Origin of the sequence: Dorea sp. OM07-5, from assembly GCF_003481355.1 — a bacterium.
GTDB lineage: Bacteria > Bacillota > Clostridia > Lachnospirales > Lachnospiraceae > Dorea_D > Dorea_D hominis.
In genome coordinates this window covers 27,030-42,591 of record NZ_QUKZ01000007.1, presented here as the reverse complement: position 1 = coordinate 42,591, position 15,562 = coordinate 27,030, and the positions used below count along the sequence as shown (strand labels likewise).

Sequence of the window (15,562 nt, the reverse complement as noted above, 5' to 3'; positions counted from 1 at the left end):
GCTTTCAAGCGAACGCTTTGTATCCACTTAAGTATAGTTTCATATATAAATATAAGCAAATTGATAATATCTATAAAATGACTAAATAATAGATAATATCTATAAGATGAAAAATAGCCTAACTCCCAGTAAAATCGTGGGCTTTAGGCTATTTGTTAAATAAATTATTTATAAGCTTAAATAGAAGAAAAAGCAAGAATTTGACATTATCCTTCAATAGCAATCTGTTTCTTATTTTCTACGGCAGGTTTGGCTTCTTTTTTCGGAATGGTCAGTTTCAAAATGCCATGTTTGAAGCTTGCTTTAATATCTTCTTCAGTTACATCCTTGCCAACATAGAAACTTCTCTGGCAGGAACCGGCATAACGTTCACGACGGATATAATGTCCGGTTTCTTTTTCTTTCTTATCCTGATCCAGTCCTTTTGCGGCACTAATCGTCAAATAACCATCGTTTAACTCAATGGTAAGCTCATCTTTCTTAAATCCAGGAAGGTCAATATCGAGAACATAACTGCCTTTTCTCTCGCGGATATCGGTCTTCATTAAGTTGTGAGCTCTGTGTCCGTAAAGTTTCTTCTCCATACGATGTTCATCTTTGTCATTATAAAATGGGAATCTGAAAAAATCATCAAATAAATTATCATTAAAAATACTAGGCATCATCATAAGTCATTCCTCCTTGAATCTCTATCTATATTATGTGCTACCAGAGCTTTTCACTCCGGCTATGAGCAACTTGTCGACTATAAGTTTAATTATAAGATTATCCTTCGATGGCAATCTGTTTTTTGCTTTCCACAGCAGGTTTAGCTTCTTTTTTCGGAATGGTCATCTTCAAAGTGCCATCTTCAAAACTTGCCTTAATATCATCTTCTGTGACATCTTTGCCAACATAGAAACTTCTCTGGCAAGAACCGCTGTAACGTTCACGACGGATATAATGTCCATCTTTATCTTTCTCATCGTTGTTCGTATCTGTGCTTGCGCTGATTGTCAGATAACCATCATTCAGTTCAGCCTTTACATTATCTTTCTGTACGCCCGGCATACTCATCGTCAGTTCGTAATCCTTTTCGTTTTCCTTAACATCTGTGTTCATAAGGCTTGTGTCACTATAACCCCATGCATTCCAATCATCATCAAAGAAATCGTTCAATAAGTTCTCTCCAAAAATACTAGGTAACATCATAAGTCATATCTCCTTTCAAAAGACATTCATAAAATATAATTAAGCACTGTCGGAGAATCCGATGTGTTGTTGTCTCATAGGAACATCTGGAATCAAGACCCTTTCTTTTTATCCCTCTTCCTTTGTTCTAACTGTACTATAACATCTATTATTAGCACTGTCAAGAGGTGAGTGCTAATTTCTGGAATTTTTTTATTAACTGAAAAACAAACTTCTATTATGTGGCATATTTTTCTGCAAAGTAAAACAAGGGGTGGCATTTAGTCTTACAATCGTTTATCCTATAAGAAGTACAGTGCTTTCATGTTCTATTACACAGATATAATGTAAAACGTAAGATTCCAGACAGACAAAAGAAAGCGAAGACATATAGAGGATAAGAAAATGATAAGAAACATAGATATGAAAGAAATCTCGGATGGTAATTTATATACGGCAAATGACATGGTAAAAGCAGATTGTCAGGATTGCAAAGGCTGTTCTGCGTGTTGCCGTGGTATGGGTGATTCCATTGTGCTGGATCCTTATGATGTTTGGCAGATGAGTGCCGGGCTGGGTGAGACATTTGAAGAATTAATGAAAGGAAAGATCGCGCTCGGAGTTGTGGATGGCATGATCCTGCCGCATCTTGACATGGATGACGGGACGTTAGGCTGTCCATTCTTAAATGAAGCTGGCAGATGCAAGATTCATGCATTCCGTCCGGGAATCTGCAGGTTATTTCCGCTTGGACGATTTTATGAAGAAGATGAATTTAAGTATTTTCTGCAGATCCATGAATGTCAGAAGAAAGACCGAACGAAGATTAAGGTGAAAAAATGGCTTGGCATTGCAAATCTCAAAGCATATGAGAACTATATTACTTCCTGGCATGCATTTTTGAAAAACTGTGAGACGGCGCTTGCAGATTTGAGTGCGGAAGAAGCAAAGATTTTGCAGGTTTTCATTTTGAGGACATTCTATCAGACACCATATCAGGCAGAACTTGCCGCTGGGGATGCATTTTACAGTGAATATGAAAAACGCAGGGAACTGGTACGGATGAAGCTGGATTTATAATACAGAAAGTGAAGAAACAGGTGTAAGAAATATGAGAAATATTACAATCGGAATACTGGCGCATGTTGATGCAGGAAAGACAACACTTTCGGAAAGTATTTTGTATTTGAGTGGCAAATTAAGAACGTTGGGAAGAGTGGATCATAAAGATGCATTTCTGGATACGCATGAACTGGAGCGGAGCAGAGGAATTACGATATTTTCCAAACAGGCGGTATTTCCGCTTGATCCGTGGCAGGTAACTTTGCTGGATACACCGGGACATGTGGATTTTTCAGCGGAGATGGAGCGTACTTTGCAGGTCCTCGATTATGCGATTCTTGTGATCAACGGAGCGGACGGAATCCAGGGACATACAAGGACACTCTGGAGCCTCCTGAAACGCTACAATGTACCGGTATTTTTATTTGTAAATAAGATGGATCAGGAAGGAACAGACAGGAAACACCTGCTGGAAGAACTGAAAAATGGACTGGACGACCAGATTATGGCATTTGATGTAGAGAAAGATACTTCTTTCTATGAAAATGCAGCAATGGGAGATGAACGGGCGCTGGAAGAATACCTGGAGGCAGAGAAACTTACGGAAGAGACAATTGCTGGATTGATCATGGAAAGAAAGGTATTTCCGTGTTATTTTGGATCTGCGCTTAAAGTCGAAGGTGTACAGCAATTGCTGGACGGGCTGGCAGAGTATATGGAAACGAATGCAGATGAACCGGCGGATTTTGGCGCGCGTGTGTACAAGATTTCAAGAGATGATAAAGGAAATCGTCTGACACATATGAAAGTGACATCCGGGAAACTGAAAGTCAAAGAAGTTCTGGAAAATCATCCGGAAGATGGTGAACACTGGGAAGAGAAGGTGAACCAGATCCGCATTTATTCAGGGGATAAGTTTGAGGCAGTTCCGGAAGTTTCGGCTGGAACAATTTGTGCAGTGACAGGCCTTAGTATGACAAAGCCGGGAGAAGGTCTCGGAGTGGAAGCGGAGAATGTGGAGCCGGTGCTGGAACCGGTACTGACTTATCAGGTGTTATTGCCGGAAGGATGCGATGTATCGGAAATGCTCCGGAATCTGCGCCAGTTAGAAGAGGAAGATCCCCTGCTTCGTGTTGTATGGAAAGAAGAACTGTCGGAGATTCACGTATGTCTGATGGGAGAAGTGCAGATCCAGATTCTGCATGAGCTGATTTTAGAACGCTTTGGCGTGGATGTAACATTTGGAGAAGGCAATATTGTATATAAAGAGACAATTACGAACCGCGTAGAAGGCGTCGGACATTATGAGCCACTGCGTCATTATGCAGAAGTGCATCTGATCATGGAACCGGGCGAGCCAGGAAGTGGTCTTACATTTGATACGATCTGCAGTGAGGATGATCTGGACAGAAACTGGCAGAGACTTATTTTCACACATCTGGAAGAAAGAGAGCACAGAGGCGTCCTTACTGGAGCGCCAATCACAGATATGAAAATCACGCTGGCGGCAGGAAAAGCACATTTAAAGCACACGGAAGGCGGTGATTTCCGTCAGTCTACTTATCGCGCGATCCGGCAGGGACTGATGCAGGCGGATAGTGTGCTGTTGGAACCTTATTATACATTTGAACTTGAGATTCCGGCTTCAGTAACAGGAAGAGCGCTGAATGATATGCAGAGACTGGCAGCAGAGGCAGAGGCGCCACAGCAGGAAGGCGATCGGACACGGATCAAAGGGCTGGCACCGGTGGCAACCATGCGCGATTATCAGAGAGAAGTTGCAGCTTATTCTCATGGAGAAGGAAGACTTGCCTGCGTATTTTCCGGATACCGTCCTTGTCACAATGCAGAAGAAGTTATAGAGGCAATTGGCTATGATGCGGAGCGTGATATGGAAAATCCGACAGGTTCCGTATTCTGTTCGCACGGAGCAGGCTATTATGTGCCGTGGGATGAAGTGCCGGAGCATATGCATATAGAAAGCCAGCTTGCACGGATAGAGGCTGCCGAGAGACAGGCAGAAGAAGCAAAGATGGCAGAGAAAGAATTGAAAACTGCCGGAAATCAGAATCCTGGGGCAGGTGAGAAATATTCCAATACATGCAGAAGAAGCAATTTTGTCGGGAAGACGGCTCCGGGTGCCGGTTATGGAAGCTGGGAAGAAGAGAAAGAACTGGAAGAGATTTTCATCCGCACGTATGGAAAAATTGAGCGGAAATTATCGGATACTACAAGAACGGTTGCTACATCGGTGAAAAAGAAAAAATCGCAGGAGCATTTACCGGAATATTTGCTTGTAGATGGTTATAATGTCATTTTTGCGTGGGACGAGCTGAAAGAGCTGGCTAAAGACAGCATTGAAGCGGCGAGAGACCGATTGATGGATATTCTGTGCAATTATCAGGGATATAAAAAATGCACAGTGATCCTTGTGTTTGATGCATACAGAGTGGAAGGTCCATATCTGGAAATCCAGAAATACCACAACATTCATGTTGTATTTACGAAGGAAGCGGAGACCGCGGATCAGTATATCGAAAAGGTTGTTCATGAAGTGGCGAAAAAATACCGTGTAACGGTAGTGACTTCCGATGGAATCGAGCAGGTTGTCACTGTTGGTCAGGGTGCAAATCTGATTTCTTCCAGAGAGTTTTATGAAGAAGTCGAGATTATGAAAAAAGAGCTGCGGGAAGAATACATCGAGCGTCATCATGGTGGGAAAAATTATCTTTTTGACCACATGGATGAGGAACTTGTCAAACGAATGGAGAAATTAAGACTGAGTGACGAAGAAATTGAGAAGTGGTAGAGAAATCAGTAGATGAACCTACATTCGGTGAGTGCGGCGGCAAAATAAGAAAGTGAAGATCACTGCGCAGGCACTGGATGGAGCCAGTAAGAAAGCAAGTGTGACGATAAAAAAAGGGGACGGGGATTTTCTAGAAAATCCCCGTCCCCTTTTTAAGACATTACCATATCACCGCGATAAAATATCGCCCAATTACATACCTCTGACTTGTTTATTGATCGCATCCTGCATCAGGCAGTAGTTGACAATGCCAAATCCCAAAATCCCGATGACCAGATACAGAATGTTGGAATTTCCCTGAATCCTGTTAATACGATCCGTGCGCTCACCCATTTTATACATCCAGTATAAGTTATAAATGTTACAAGTGACAATGGATAAGAGAAATACCATGCCGCCGGATGTCGCATATGGTTCACCGGCAAGAGCATTGATCTCGTCATTTAGTTTGATCATCCAGTAAATACCATAAATTCCACACGTTACGATCGATAAGATTACACAAAGCGGAATGTTTCGTGGCGTGATAACAGAATTTTGCTGAAAATTGTTATTATAACCGGTATTTCCATAAGTATTGTTGGCATTATATGCATTATTTCCCGTATAATTATTGTTGGTATTGTAATTATTATTATTATTATTATTATTATCGGTATTGTAATTATTGGTATAGCCGTTATTATCAAAAGTTGCCTCTTTTTCGTTGGAAGAATGAGTGTAGCTGTACGCATTCTCATTTTCGGTTGTATTATCAGTCTGACTGGAAGTATCTGAGTAACTGTATGTGTAGGTATTCTCGCTTGCATGTTCGTCAGAATGAGAAGTTGCGTTTTCAGTAGCTGCATTTGAAGAAGTTCCCTCAGAATTCTCGCTTGTATTGGTGTCAGATGGGGAGTCAGCAGAAGCATCCTCTGGTGCAGTGTAAGCTGTCATAAACGGATTTTCATGCATATGATTGCTATTGCCAGTGTCAGTCTGCTCAGCATTATTGATAGAATCTGTTGTGTGATCGTTAAGATCCGCATTTGTCTCGCCATCAGAGAGTGGTGCTCCACACTCTGGGCAGTGTTTGTATGCGTTGTCGCAAGGGGCGCCGCATTTTCCACAAAATTTCATGGAAATTCCTCCTTATGTTCTGTGAATGAAAGGGAATCCGGTTAAAACCGGATTCCTTTAAAATTTATTTGTCTGTAATTTCGCTGTGTAGCTGCTGCAAGGATTTTACTTCGCCATTTCCATGTTCTTTCACATAGCGGATTCCTTTTGCAGTTGCTCTCGCAGCAGCAATGGTTGTCATGTAAGGAATCTTTGCCTTGATCGCAGCTTTACGCAGGTAACTGTCATCATTTACACTGTCTTTTCCGACCGGTGAGTTGACGATCAGGTCGATCTGACCATTGGTGATCGCATCCAGCGTGTTCGGACGACCGCCTTCGGAAAGCTTGTTGATGCGTGTAACATCAATGCCGGCTTCCTTGATCAGCTCATAAGTATTTCCGGTAGCAACCAGTTTGAATCCATCATCAGCGAATGACTGAGCAATCTCTACAACTTCAGCTTTGTCTTTGCGGTTTACAGAAATCAGTGCCGTTCCGGAAAGCGGAAGCTTGGACTGTGTTGCTTCCTGTGCTTTGTAGAAAGCTTCTCCGTAAGTTTCGGCAAGTCCGAGAACTTCACCGGTAGAACGCATCTCAGGTCCTAAGATCGGATCAACTTCCTGGAACATGTTGAATGGGAAGACTGCTTCTTTTACTCCGAAATACGGGATATTCTGTTCTTTTAAGTCAGCAACCGGCGATTTGCGTCCGGTCAGTTCGGAAGTGATGATGTCTGTTGCAAGCGGTACCATACGGATGTTGCAAACCTTTGAAACAAGCGGTACAGTACGGGATGCACGCGGGTTCGCTTCCAGAACATAAACCTTTCCGTTTTCAATTGCATACTGCATGTTCATAAGACCTTTGACATGCATCTCTTCTGCGATCTTGCGTGTGTATTCTTTGATCGTCTGTACATTTTCTTCGGAAATGTGCACGGACGGGATAATACATGCAGAGTCTCCGGAGTGTACACCGGCAAGCTCAATGTGCTCCATAACAGCCGGTACAAATGCATGATTTCCGTCGCTGATCGCATCTGCCTCACATTCCAGTGCGTGGTTCAGGAAACGGTCAATCAGGATCGGACGATCCGGAGTTACGCCGACAGCGGCTTTCATGTATCCTTCCAGACTTTCGTCATCGTATACAACTTCCATTCCGCGACCACCGAGAACGTAAGAAGGACGAACCATAACCGGATAACCGATTTCTTTTGCAATGGCAAGTGCCTCTTCTACAGTAGTAGCCATTCCGGATTCTGGCATAGGAATCTCAAGTTTATCCATCATTTCGCGGAAAAGATCACGGTCTTCTGCAAGGTCGATAACAGATGGAGAAGTTCCGAGGATCTTCACACCGTTTCTTTCCAGATCAGCAGCCAGGTTGAGCGGTGTCTGTCCGCCGAACTGTGCAATAACCCCAACCGGTTTTTCCTTTTTGTAAATGCTTAATACATCTTCCAGTGTCAGTGGCTCAAAGTATAATTTATCAGAAGTATCATAATCTGTAGAAACTGTTTCCGGGTTACAGTTTACAATAATTGTTTCAAAGCCAAGTTTCTTGAGTGCTAAAGCTGCGTGTACACAGCAGTAGTCAAATTCGATACCCTGTCCGATACGGTTTGGACCGCCACCAAGGATCATAATCTTCGGTTTATCTGTATTTACAGGATTCTTATCTTCAGCGTTGTAAGTAGAGTAGTAGTAAGCGCTGTCTTCGGTACCACTCACGTGTACGCCTTCCCATGCTTCTTCGCATCCAAGTTCGATTCTGCGGTTACGGATATCGTCTTCCGGAACTTCCAGGATCTGGCTTAAATATTTATCTGAGAAACCGTGTTTCTTTGCGGCAACGAGTGCATCATCTGCCGGAAGAGCTCCTTTCTTCGCAGCAAGTGCTTCTTCTTCGTCTACCAGTTCTTTCATCTGCTCAATGAAATATGTTTTAACTTTTGTAAGATCATAGATCTCTTCAATTGTAGCACCTTTGCGGAGCGCTTCATACATAATGAAATGACGGTCGCTGGATGGTGTAATGAGCATTTTCAGAAGCTGATCTTTGCTCATGTTATTGTAGTCTTTGGCATAACCAAGACCGTAGCGTCCGGTCTCGAGACTGCGGATTGCTTTCTGGAAAGCTTCTTTGTAAGTCTTTCCGATACTCATAACTTCGCCGACTGCACGCATCTGTGTTCCAAGTTTGTCTTCTACACCTTTGAATTTTTCAAATGCCCAGCGTGCAAATTTGATAACAACATAATCGCCGTCCGGAACATATTTATCCAGAGTTCCGTATTTACCGCATGGAATATCTTTTAAAGTTAATCCGGAAGCCAGCATTGCAGATACAAGTGCAATCGGGAAACCGGTAGCTTTGGAAGCAAGAGCTGAAGAACGGGAAGTACGCGGGTTGATCTCGATAACGACAATTCGGTCGGAAACCGGATCATGTGCAAACTGTACGTTCGTTCCACCGATAACTTCTACGGAGTCAACAATTTTATAAGCCTGCTCCTGCAGACGTTTCTGACACTCTTCGGAAATCGTCAGCATCGGAGCTGAACAGAAGGAATCTCCTGTATGTACGCCAAGAGGATCGATATTCTCAATAAAGCAGACGGTGATCATATTGCCTTCTGCATCACGGACGATCTCTAATTCCAGCTCTTCCCAGCCGAGTATGGATTCTTCTACAAGCACCTGTCCGACAAGACTTGCCTGTAATCCTCGTGCCATAACGGTTTTTAATTCTTCTTTGTTATAAACAAGTCCGCCGCCGGCGCCTCCCATAGTGTAAGCCGGACGAAGAACAACCGGATAACCAAGTTCGTCTGCAATGGCAAGACCTTCTTCTACGCTGTAAGCAACCTGGCTTTTGGCCATTTCGATGCCCAGTGCATCCATGGATTTCTTAAATTCGATACGGTCTTCACCACGTTCAATGGCATCTACCTGTACACCGATAACCTGTACATTATATTTGTCCAAAACCCCTTCTTTGGCAAGTTCGGCGCAGAGGTTCAGTCCGGACTGTCCTCCAAGGTTCGGAAGCAGTGCATCCGGGCGCTCTTTGGCAATGATCTGTTCCAAACGGTCTACGTTCAGAGGTTCAATATAGGTGACATCGGCTGTTTCCGGATCTGTCATAATCGTAGCCGGGTTTGAGTTTACCAGTACGATTTCATACCCCAGCTTACGCAGTGCTTTGCACGCCTGTGTTCCGGAATAGTCAAACTCGCACGCCTGTCCGATGATGATCGGGCCGGAGCCGATGATTAGTACCTTGTGAATATCTGTTCTCTTTGGCATATCGTGATTCCCTCCTGTGACATGTAATGTAAAAATCTCTTGTTCTATTATATAGATAGAACAAGAGATTGGCAAGAACACATCTTATAAACTTTTTAATATTTATACAAAATAATGAATAAATAATGCATAAGTGATGCATAAGTGATAACAGCTAAGGAAGTTCCACAATTACCGGAAATAGTTTTATTTATATTTTTTCTCTAATGAAAAGCCGTGTCCGCGCACTTCACTGACATGGCTTACAACAACGAAACTTTCCGGATCAATCTCGCGGATGATCTTTTCAATCCGTGGAAGCTCGCGGTTGGAGATTACGCTGAAGATCATCTGGGTTGGCTCATCCATATAACCGCTCCGGGCAGACAGGGCTGTCACGCCGCGGTCCATTTCTGTAATGATTGCCTGACGGATCTTTTCGTGTTCATTGCTCATGACTTTCACTTCGATACGTGTTGTGCCAAAGACGAGTAATTTGTCGAGTACAATCGTGTAGATCATGACAAGGATGATTCCGTAGAGTACATTGTCAACCGGGTTATAAGCTGCTTGGAAGATCAGAATTGTAAAGTCAAATACATACAGACTTACAGATACCGGGATGCGGAAAAAATGATTCAGCACCAGCGGTGGGATATCCATACCACCGGTGGAAGCACCGCTCCGGATGACAATGGCAAGTCCAATGCCGATACCGAGTCCGGAAAAGATGGTACACAACAGTATATTGTCAGTCAGCACCAAATCACTGAAGAGTCGGTTGAAAAATTCCAGTGAGATCGGATAAGCGAATGTACTGATGATCGTTGTCAGGGCAAATTTTTTACCAAGAACGATGAAACCTACGATCAGCATTGCGATATTAAAAATTAAAATAACGCCGGAAATATTAAACCCGGTATAATGTTTTACGGCAAGTGCGATACCGGTTGTACCACCGGTCATCAGGTCAGAAGGGAGAAGGAACAGTTTTAATGCCAGAGCATAGATCATATTCCCCAAAATGACCACAAGTACAGACATGATTTTCTGAAAAACAGTTTCTTTCTTATGCATAGATAATTCTCCTCTTTTGTTTTATTTTATGTTGTCGGCAACCTCTGAACCGACACATATATTTTCCTGGTCAGCTGCTTCAAAATCAGCATATATAGTTCCCTATTCAGCTGCTTCAAGATCGACAGGTATCGCTTCCTGTGTAGCTGTTTCAAGACCGGCAAGCAGATTCATAGGTTTAAAGCAGAAATGATTGCAACAATGAGAAAACAGACTCTTCCCGCAAAGCTTCCGGCAAACTGATCACTATATGCATCCCCAAGATCCGGGATCAGTGCTGAAAATAGGTTCAGAAAGCGGGTGAAAAACAGGCTTAACGGAAATTGTAAAAGATCCAGAAGAAGCCGGAACTTCAGATTTTCTTTCTTCTTATTATATAAATATTCTATTGAGGTTCATAACGGACAAAATGCCCAACATTTCTATCATATCACAAAACTTGCTTTCTGCGCCAGAAAATATTATATTAGTGCCAGACGCTTTTTTTAATTAAGATATAAAAACAAAACATTATATAGCTATGCTCGACAGCAAAAGGAGGGACAATATGGAAATCAGTATTTTATTAATGAAACAGATTGCAGAACTATTTCTGATGATCCTGATGGGTTACCTGGTAGTGAAAGCCGGTATTGTAACGGCTGAGGATAGTAAAGTGCTATCTAAAATTGTATTGTATCTGGTAATTCCGTGTGTGATCATTCATGCGTTCCAGGTAACCTATACGAAAAATACGGTAAAGGAATTAGAACTTGCATTTGCGGCATCGGTCTTATTGCAGATCATTTTGCTGATCGCAGTATGGGCAATTGCAAAAGCTTTGAAAATGGATGAAGTAGAATTGGCATCGGTATATTATTCAAATTCAGGAAATCTGATCGTACCTTTGGTAACATTTATCCTGGGTGAAAAATGGGTGCTCTGCGGCTGTGTTTTTATGAGCGTGCAGCTGGTGTTTATGTGGACACATGGGAAAAAGATTATCAGCAGAGAAGAGGGAACGGATTGGAGAAAAATCGTATTTAATATCAATATGATCGCAGTTGTCCTGGGAATTGTTTTATTCTTTTTACAGATTAAACTTCCGGAAATCGTGGATGGGACAATGAGTGCGGTTGGTGTTATGATCGGACCGGCGAGCATGATCGTTACAGGAATGTTACTTGCCCAGATGAGCCTGCGACAAGTGTTTGCGAATAGACGGATTTATTTTGTGACAGCATTAAGACTTGTGGTTGTACCGATGATATCCTTGCTCCTATTAAAATTCAGTCATCTGATCAGCTGGCATCCGGATGGAAAGAAGATATTGCTTGTTGTCTTTCTGGCGGTGATCACACCTTCTGCATCAACGGTAACGCAGATGTGTCAGGTGTATGGAAATGATTCAAATTATGCAAGTGCAATTAATGTGATGACAACATTGTTATCCATTCTGACAATGCCGCTAATGGTATATGCATTTGAAGTTTTGATGTAAAATACGGTTTGTAAAAGACATATTTATTTGTCTGTATGATAAATTTGTATCAATAAGTGGAAAACCAAGTAAAACAGAGCGTTTCGGTGGGTTTAATACATATAGACACAACCTATATTTACAATGATATATTCACAATATCAATTATACGAAATACGGATTTGATGATACAATGAGCGAGAGTAAATAGAAAAGAGAGGATAATAACATGTGTCAGAATGAGAGAGTAAAAGATGCAGACAAATGCATCCACTGTCATGTCTGTCAGGAGAATTGTTCCTTTTTGAAAAAGTATGGTCTTGATATAGGTGATACCGAAAAGCTTAATAAGCTTGCGTATCACTGCTTTTTATGTGGCAAATGTTCAGAAGTCTGTCCGGTGGGGATTGACGGACAGGGAATCATTATGGATATGCGCAGAGCCAGCGTTGCATCTGACGAAGGCGCGCGGGTGAACAAAGAGTACAAGCGGACCATTTCTGAAAAAAAGGAATATTCATATCGCAATTATAGGCATGTGACAGAGAAGAGTGTGTTATTTCCGGGATGCAATTTCCCGTCTGTATATCCGAAGACAACAAAAGTTCTGGTGGAACTGTTTGAAAAAGAAGCCGGGATCGGTGTGGTCTATGACTGCTGTGGAAAACCAATCGCAGATATAGGAATGGAAGACGAAGAGGAACGTATTATGCAGGGAATTCAGAAGCGCATGGATGATGCGGGGGTGACAGAGGTCATTACGATGTGTCCGAACTGTTATGCGTTTCTGAAGCCAAGACTTACGATCCGTGTAGTGAACATTTATCAGAAATTAAAGGAACTGCATCTTGGTGAGAAGTGTCTGACCGGCGGTACGATGTTTCGTCCATGCCCTGACAGAGAAAAGGGAGAATGGATCACAGACATTGAGGCGTTTTCAGACGCAGAATTTCAGACATTGGAGGATATCCAGTGCTGTGGCCTTGGCGGACAGGGCTGCGCCAAAGAACCGGAGATAGCAAAAAGCTTTGCTGAGACAGTGAAGAAGTATCCGCAGACGATTTATACATATTGCGGCTCCTGTGCAGGCAATCTGACCAGAAACGGCTGTAAGCAGGTACGTCACGTCCTGCCGGAGATTCTGGGAACAAAAGAAAAACCGGATACGATCAAATCCCTGATCAATCGTATGCGGACAAAGTATCTATAGAAACAAGAGAGAACAAAAGGAAACAAAGAAAAAGGAGAACAAGAGGTGGAAACAAAAAAACGAAACAAATGGCTCAGTAAGATTATAGTAATCGTGTTGATTGTAGGATGTGTGGCAGTTTATTTCTGCGTACCGAGTGTAAATAAGCTGATGAATCGTATTTTTGCAGCATTTGCAAGCGGCGACTTTACCGTTGTCAAAGAATTCGTTGCATCTTACGGTGCATATGCAGCAGCTGTGTCTTTTGCATTGATGATCTTACAGTCTGTAGCAGCCCCGCTTCCGGCATTCCTGATCACATTTGCGAACGCAAACTTATTCGGATGGTGGCAGGGAGCGATTCTTTCCTGGTCAAGTGCGATGGCAGGAGCAGTGCTTTGCTTCTATATCGCAAGAATTCTGGGAAGAGATGTAGCTGAGAAGCTTACAAGCAAAGCAGGACTTCAGCAGATCGATGTCTTCTTTGAGAGACATGGAAATTTAAGTATCCTGATCGCAAGACTTCTGCCGTTTATTTCATTTGATTATGTAAGTTATGCAGCAGGTCTTACATCTATGTCTTTCTGGGGATTTTTCGTAGCTACAGGAATCGGACAGCTTCCGGCAACCATCGTTTACTCTTATGTGGGTGGTATGCTGACCGGAGGAGCAAAACTGCTCGTAACAGGACTTCTGATCTTATTTGCTTTATCAGGTCTTATCGTTCTGTTCAAACAGTTATATAATGAAAAACAGAAAAAGAAAACAAAATAATTTTATAATATCAAAGGTTTATGACTGTGATTTTAATCAGGCGATCGATCTGCCGATCGGATCGAAAGCAACGATTATGGACCTGGTAGGGACTCCGTATAAAAAGCGTAAGATTCTGTTTGACAAACATTGTTATGCAGGAAAATAGAAATAAAGGAGACAAGAATATGAACCAGAAGGCAAATGAAATTAAAGACAACTTTATAAAAGGATATGACTGTTCACAGGTAGTGTTCCGTCATTTTGCAGAGCGGTTTGACTTAAGTGAAGACGAAGCAAACCGTATTGCTGCCTGTTTTGGAGGTGGCATGATGTTAGGATCTGTCTGTGGTGCTTATACCGGAGCGCTGATGGCGATCGGTATGAAGTATGGACACACAAAAGAAGAAGGACTGATGGACCAGAAGAATGTCATGATCGGAAAATACATGGAGTTTAAGAATCGTTTTGAACAGGAATATGGTTCTGTAAACTGCAAAGAGATCATCGGTTATGATGTGTCTACACCGGAAGGACTTCAAGGGGCATTAGACAGCGGAAAGATGACAGAGTTCTGTCCGTGTCTTGCAGAAAAGGTGATCCAGATCACAGAAGAAATATTAAACGAAGATTAAGAGGAGAAATGGTATGAAGAAGTTTATCAGATGTATGGGTGTCGGACTGCTGGCTATGATGCTTGTAGTTGGATGCGGAAGCAAAGCAAAAGGAGTATCGGACGACGATTTGGTTTCCAAGGATTCTTTTAAAGGAGAATACCTGATAACCGCAAAAGAAGCGAAGAAACTGATGGGCGATGACAATGTAATTTTTCTTGACTGCCGTGGCGAGAAATATTCTAATAAAGAGACGATCAAGGGTGCAGCAGCTACAAGCTGGCAGGCACTTGGAACATGCGAAGACAAATATGGCAAGCAGGGCGATGAGAACTGGGGAAAAGTTCCACAGCCTGCAGAGTTATCTAAAAAACTCAGCAACCTCGGCCTTGATCCGAACAAGGAAATCGTTCTCTTAGGTGAGACACTTGGAGGATGGGGAGAAGATGCCCGTGTTCTCTGGGAGCTGCGCGTAGCAGGTTACACAAACCTTAAGATGGTTGACGGTGGATACGAAGCGCTGGTAAATGCCGGAGCTGAGACACAGAAAGGACCTTCCAAGTTAGACAAAGTAGATGTGAAGATCGACAAACTTGACATGACACATGACATGGAAACAGAAGAACTTCAGAAGAACTACAAAGATTACAAGATCGTTGATGTTCGTACAGATGAAGAGTATGAAGGTGCTAAGAAATATAACGAAGCAAAAGGCGGACATCTTCCGGGAGCAATCCATATTCGGTATACAGATCTTTTCCGTGAAGACGGAACATTAAGATCACAGGCTGACATTGATAAGATGTTAAAAGATGCGGGCATTTCCAAAGATGACAAGATCGTAACTTATTGTACAGGCGGTATTCGTTCCGCATATATGCAGCTTGTACTTGAAATGGCAGGATGCAAGAATACATGGAACTATGACCAGTCATTCTGGAGATGGGCTGTAGTCGGAGATGTTGAAAAATAGGAATTAACAAATTATCAGTGATTGAAAGATGATAATTCAAGAGCAATCACATCCGTTTTAAGAGAG

The 15,562-nt window shown here is 42.5% G+C and carries 13 protein-coding genes; 8 read left to right on the top strand and 5 right to left on the bottom strand.

The genetic code is table 11. The features are described 5' to 3' along the window. Window positions 1–206 precede the first annotated feature (206 nt). Window positions 207–668 carry an Hsp20/alpha crystallin family protein gene (locus DXC04_RS08270; RefSeq protein ID WP_021861217.1) on the bottom strand — a complete coding sequence of 154 codons (462 nt, stop codon included), beginning with the start codon at window positions 666–668 and terminating at the stop codon, window positions 207–209. Between the two features lie 97 nt (window positions 669–765). After that, the gene (locus DXC04_RS08265; RefSeq protein WP_118660761.1) at window positions 766–1,191 is read right to left on the bottom strand and encodes an Hsp20/alpha crystallin family protein; all 426 of its coding nucleotides are present in this window, start codon (window positions 1,189–1,191) and stop codon (window positions 766–768) included. 384 nt (window positions 1,192–1,575) lie between these two features. Here DXC04_RS08265 and DXC04_RS08260 point away from each other — a divergent pair, with 384 nt between their 5' ends. Both DXC04_RS08260 and DXC04_RS08255 read left to right on the top strand, forming a co-directional pair. Then, on the top strand, window positions 1,576–2,250 hold the full coding sequence (locus DXC04_RS08260; protein ID WP_118660759.1) for a YkgJ family cysteine cluster protein: 675 nt from the start codon (window positions 1,576–1,578) through the stop codon (window positions 2,248–2,250). 31 nt (window positions 2,251–2,281) lie between these two features. After that, a complete protein-coding gene (locus tag DXC04_RS08255) occupies window positions 2,282–5,041 on the top strand; it encodes a translation factor GTPase family protein (RefSeq protein ID WP_118660757.1) in 2,760 nt (919 codons plus the stop codon). Between the two features lie 192 nt (window positions 5,042–5,233). On the opposite strand, the gene DXC04_RS08250 is transcribed toward DXC04_RS08255, so the two are convergent. From DXC04_RS08250 to DXC04_RS08240, 3 genes are all read right to left on the bottom strand, one after another. Continuing rightward, window positions 5,234–6,160, bottom strand: coding sequence for a DUF4234 domain-containing protein (locus tag DXC04_RS08250; RefSeq protein WP_243112126.1), 927 nt, complete (start codon window positions 6,158–6,160; stop codon window positions 5,234–5,236). Window positions 6,161–6,224: 64 nt separating this feature from the next. Next, window positions 6,225–9,452, bottom strand: coding sequence for a carbamoyl-phosphate synthase large subunit (gene carB, locus DXC04_RS08245; RefSeq protein WP_021861212.1), 3,228 nt, complete (start codon window positions 9,450–9,452; stop codon window positions 6,225–6,227). Between the two features lie 186 nt (window positions 9,453–9,638). Continuing rightward, window positions 9,639–10,508 (bottom strand): YitT family protein, encoded by an 870-nt coding sequence (locus DXC04_RS08240; RefSeq protein WP_021861211.1) that lies wholly within the window; start codon window positions 10,506–10,508, stop codon window positions 9,639–9,641. Between the two features lie 547 nt (window positions 10,509–11,055). On the opposite strand from DXC04_RS08240, the gene DXC04_RS08235 reads away from it, so the two are divergent. The 6 genes from DXC04_RS08235 (at window position 11,056) to DXC04_RS08210 (ending at window position 15,496) form a co-directional block, all read left to right on the top strand. Beyond that, the gene (locus tag DXC04_RS08235; protein WP_118519575.1) at window positions 11,056–11,988 is read left to right on the top strand and encodes an AEC family transporter; all 933 of its coding nucleotides are present in this window, start codon (window positions 11,056–11,058) and stop codon (window positions 11,986–11,988) included. Window positions 11,989–12,196: 208 nt separating this feature from the next. Continuing rightward, window positions 12,197–13,177, top strand: coding sequence for a (Fe-S)-binding protein (locus DXC04_RS08230; protein WP_118660755.1), 981 nt, complete (start codon window positions 12,197–12,199; stop codon window positions 13,175–13,177). Window positions 13,178–13,222: 45 nt separating this feature from the next. Continuing rightward, the gene (locus tag DXC04_RS08225; RefSeq protein ID WP_021861208.1) at window positions 13,223–13,930 is read left to right on the top strand and encodes a TVP38/TMEM64 family protein; all 708 of its coding nucleotides are present in this window, start codon (window positions 13,223–13,225) and stop codon (window positions 13,928–13,930) included. Then, entirely contained in the window at window positions 13,902–14,078 is a 177-nt protein-coding gene (locus tag DXC04_RS08220) for a DUF3641 domain-containing protein (protein WP_117536929.1), read from the top strand. The genes DXC04_RS08225 and DXC04_RS08220 overlap by 29 nt, the downstream gene beginning before the upstream one ends. Window positions 14,079–14,097: 19 nt before the next feature. Next, entirely contained in the window at window positions 14,098–14,544 is a 447-nt protein-coding gene (locus tag DXC04_RS08215) for a C-GCAxxG-C-C family protein (protein WP_021861207.1), read from the top strand. Window positions 14,545–14,557: 13 nt separating this feature from the next. Next, the gene (locus DXC04_RS08210) at window positions 14,558–15,496 is read left to right on the top strand and encodes a sulfurtransferase (protein WP_021861206.1); all 939 of its coding nucleotides are present in this window, start codon (window positions 14,558–14,560) and stop codon (window positions 15,494–15,496) included. Window positions 15,497–15,562 lie beyond the last annotated feature (66 nt).

Excerpts from the sequence above, each read along its gene's own strand:
- DXC04_RS08255 (WP_118660757.1), top strand. The coding sequence starts at position 2,282 with ATGAGAAATATTACAATCGGAATACTGGCGCATGTTGATGCAGGAAAG.
- DXC04_RS08265 (WP_118660761.1), bottom strand. The coding sequence starts at position 1,191 with ATGATGTTACCTAGTATTTTTGGAGAGAACTTATTGAACGATTTCTTT.
- DXC04_RS08215 (WP_021861207.1), top strand. The coding sequence starts at position 14,098 with ATGAACCAGAAGGCAAATGAAATTAAAGACAACTTTATAAAAGGATAT.
- DXC04_RS08270 (WP_021861217.1), bottom strand. The coding sequence starts at position 668 with ATGATGATGCCTAGTATTTTTAATGATAATTTATTTGATGATTTTTTC.
- DXC04_RS08220 (WP_117536929.1), top strand. The coding sequence starts at position 13,902 with ATGAAAAACAGAAAAAGAAAACAAAATAATTTTATAATATCAAAGGTT.
- DXC04_RS08210 (WP_021861206.1), top strand. The coding sequence starts at position 14,558 with ATGAAGAAGTTTATCAGATGTATGGGTGTCGGACTGCTGGCTATGATG.
- DXC04_RS08230 (WP_118660755.1), top strand. The coding sequence starts at position 12,197 with ATGTGTCAGAATGAGAGAGTAAAAGATGCAGACAAATGCATCCACTGT.
- DXC04_RS08250 (WP_243112126.1), bottom strand. The coding sequence starts at position 6,160 with ATGAAATTTTGTGGAAAATGCGGCGCCCCTTGCGACAACGCATACAAA.
- DXC04_RS08235 (WP_118519575.1), top strand. The coding sequence starts at position 11,056 with ATGGAAATCAGTATTTTATTAATGAAACAGATTGCAGAACTATTTCTG.
- DXC04_RS08260 (WP_118660759.1), top strand. The coding sequence starts at position 1,576 with ATGATAAGAAACATAGATATGAAAGAAATCTCGGATGGTAATTTATAT.
- carB (WP_021861212.1), bottom strand. The coding sequence starts at position 9,452 with ATGCCAAAGAGAACAGATATTCACAAGGTACTAATCATCGGCTCCGGC.
- DXC04_RS08240 (WP_021861211.1), bottom strand. The coding sequence starts at position 10,508 with ATGCATAAGAAAGAAACTGTTTTTCAGAAAATCATGTCTGTACTTGTG.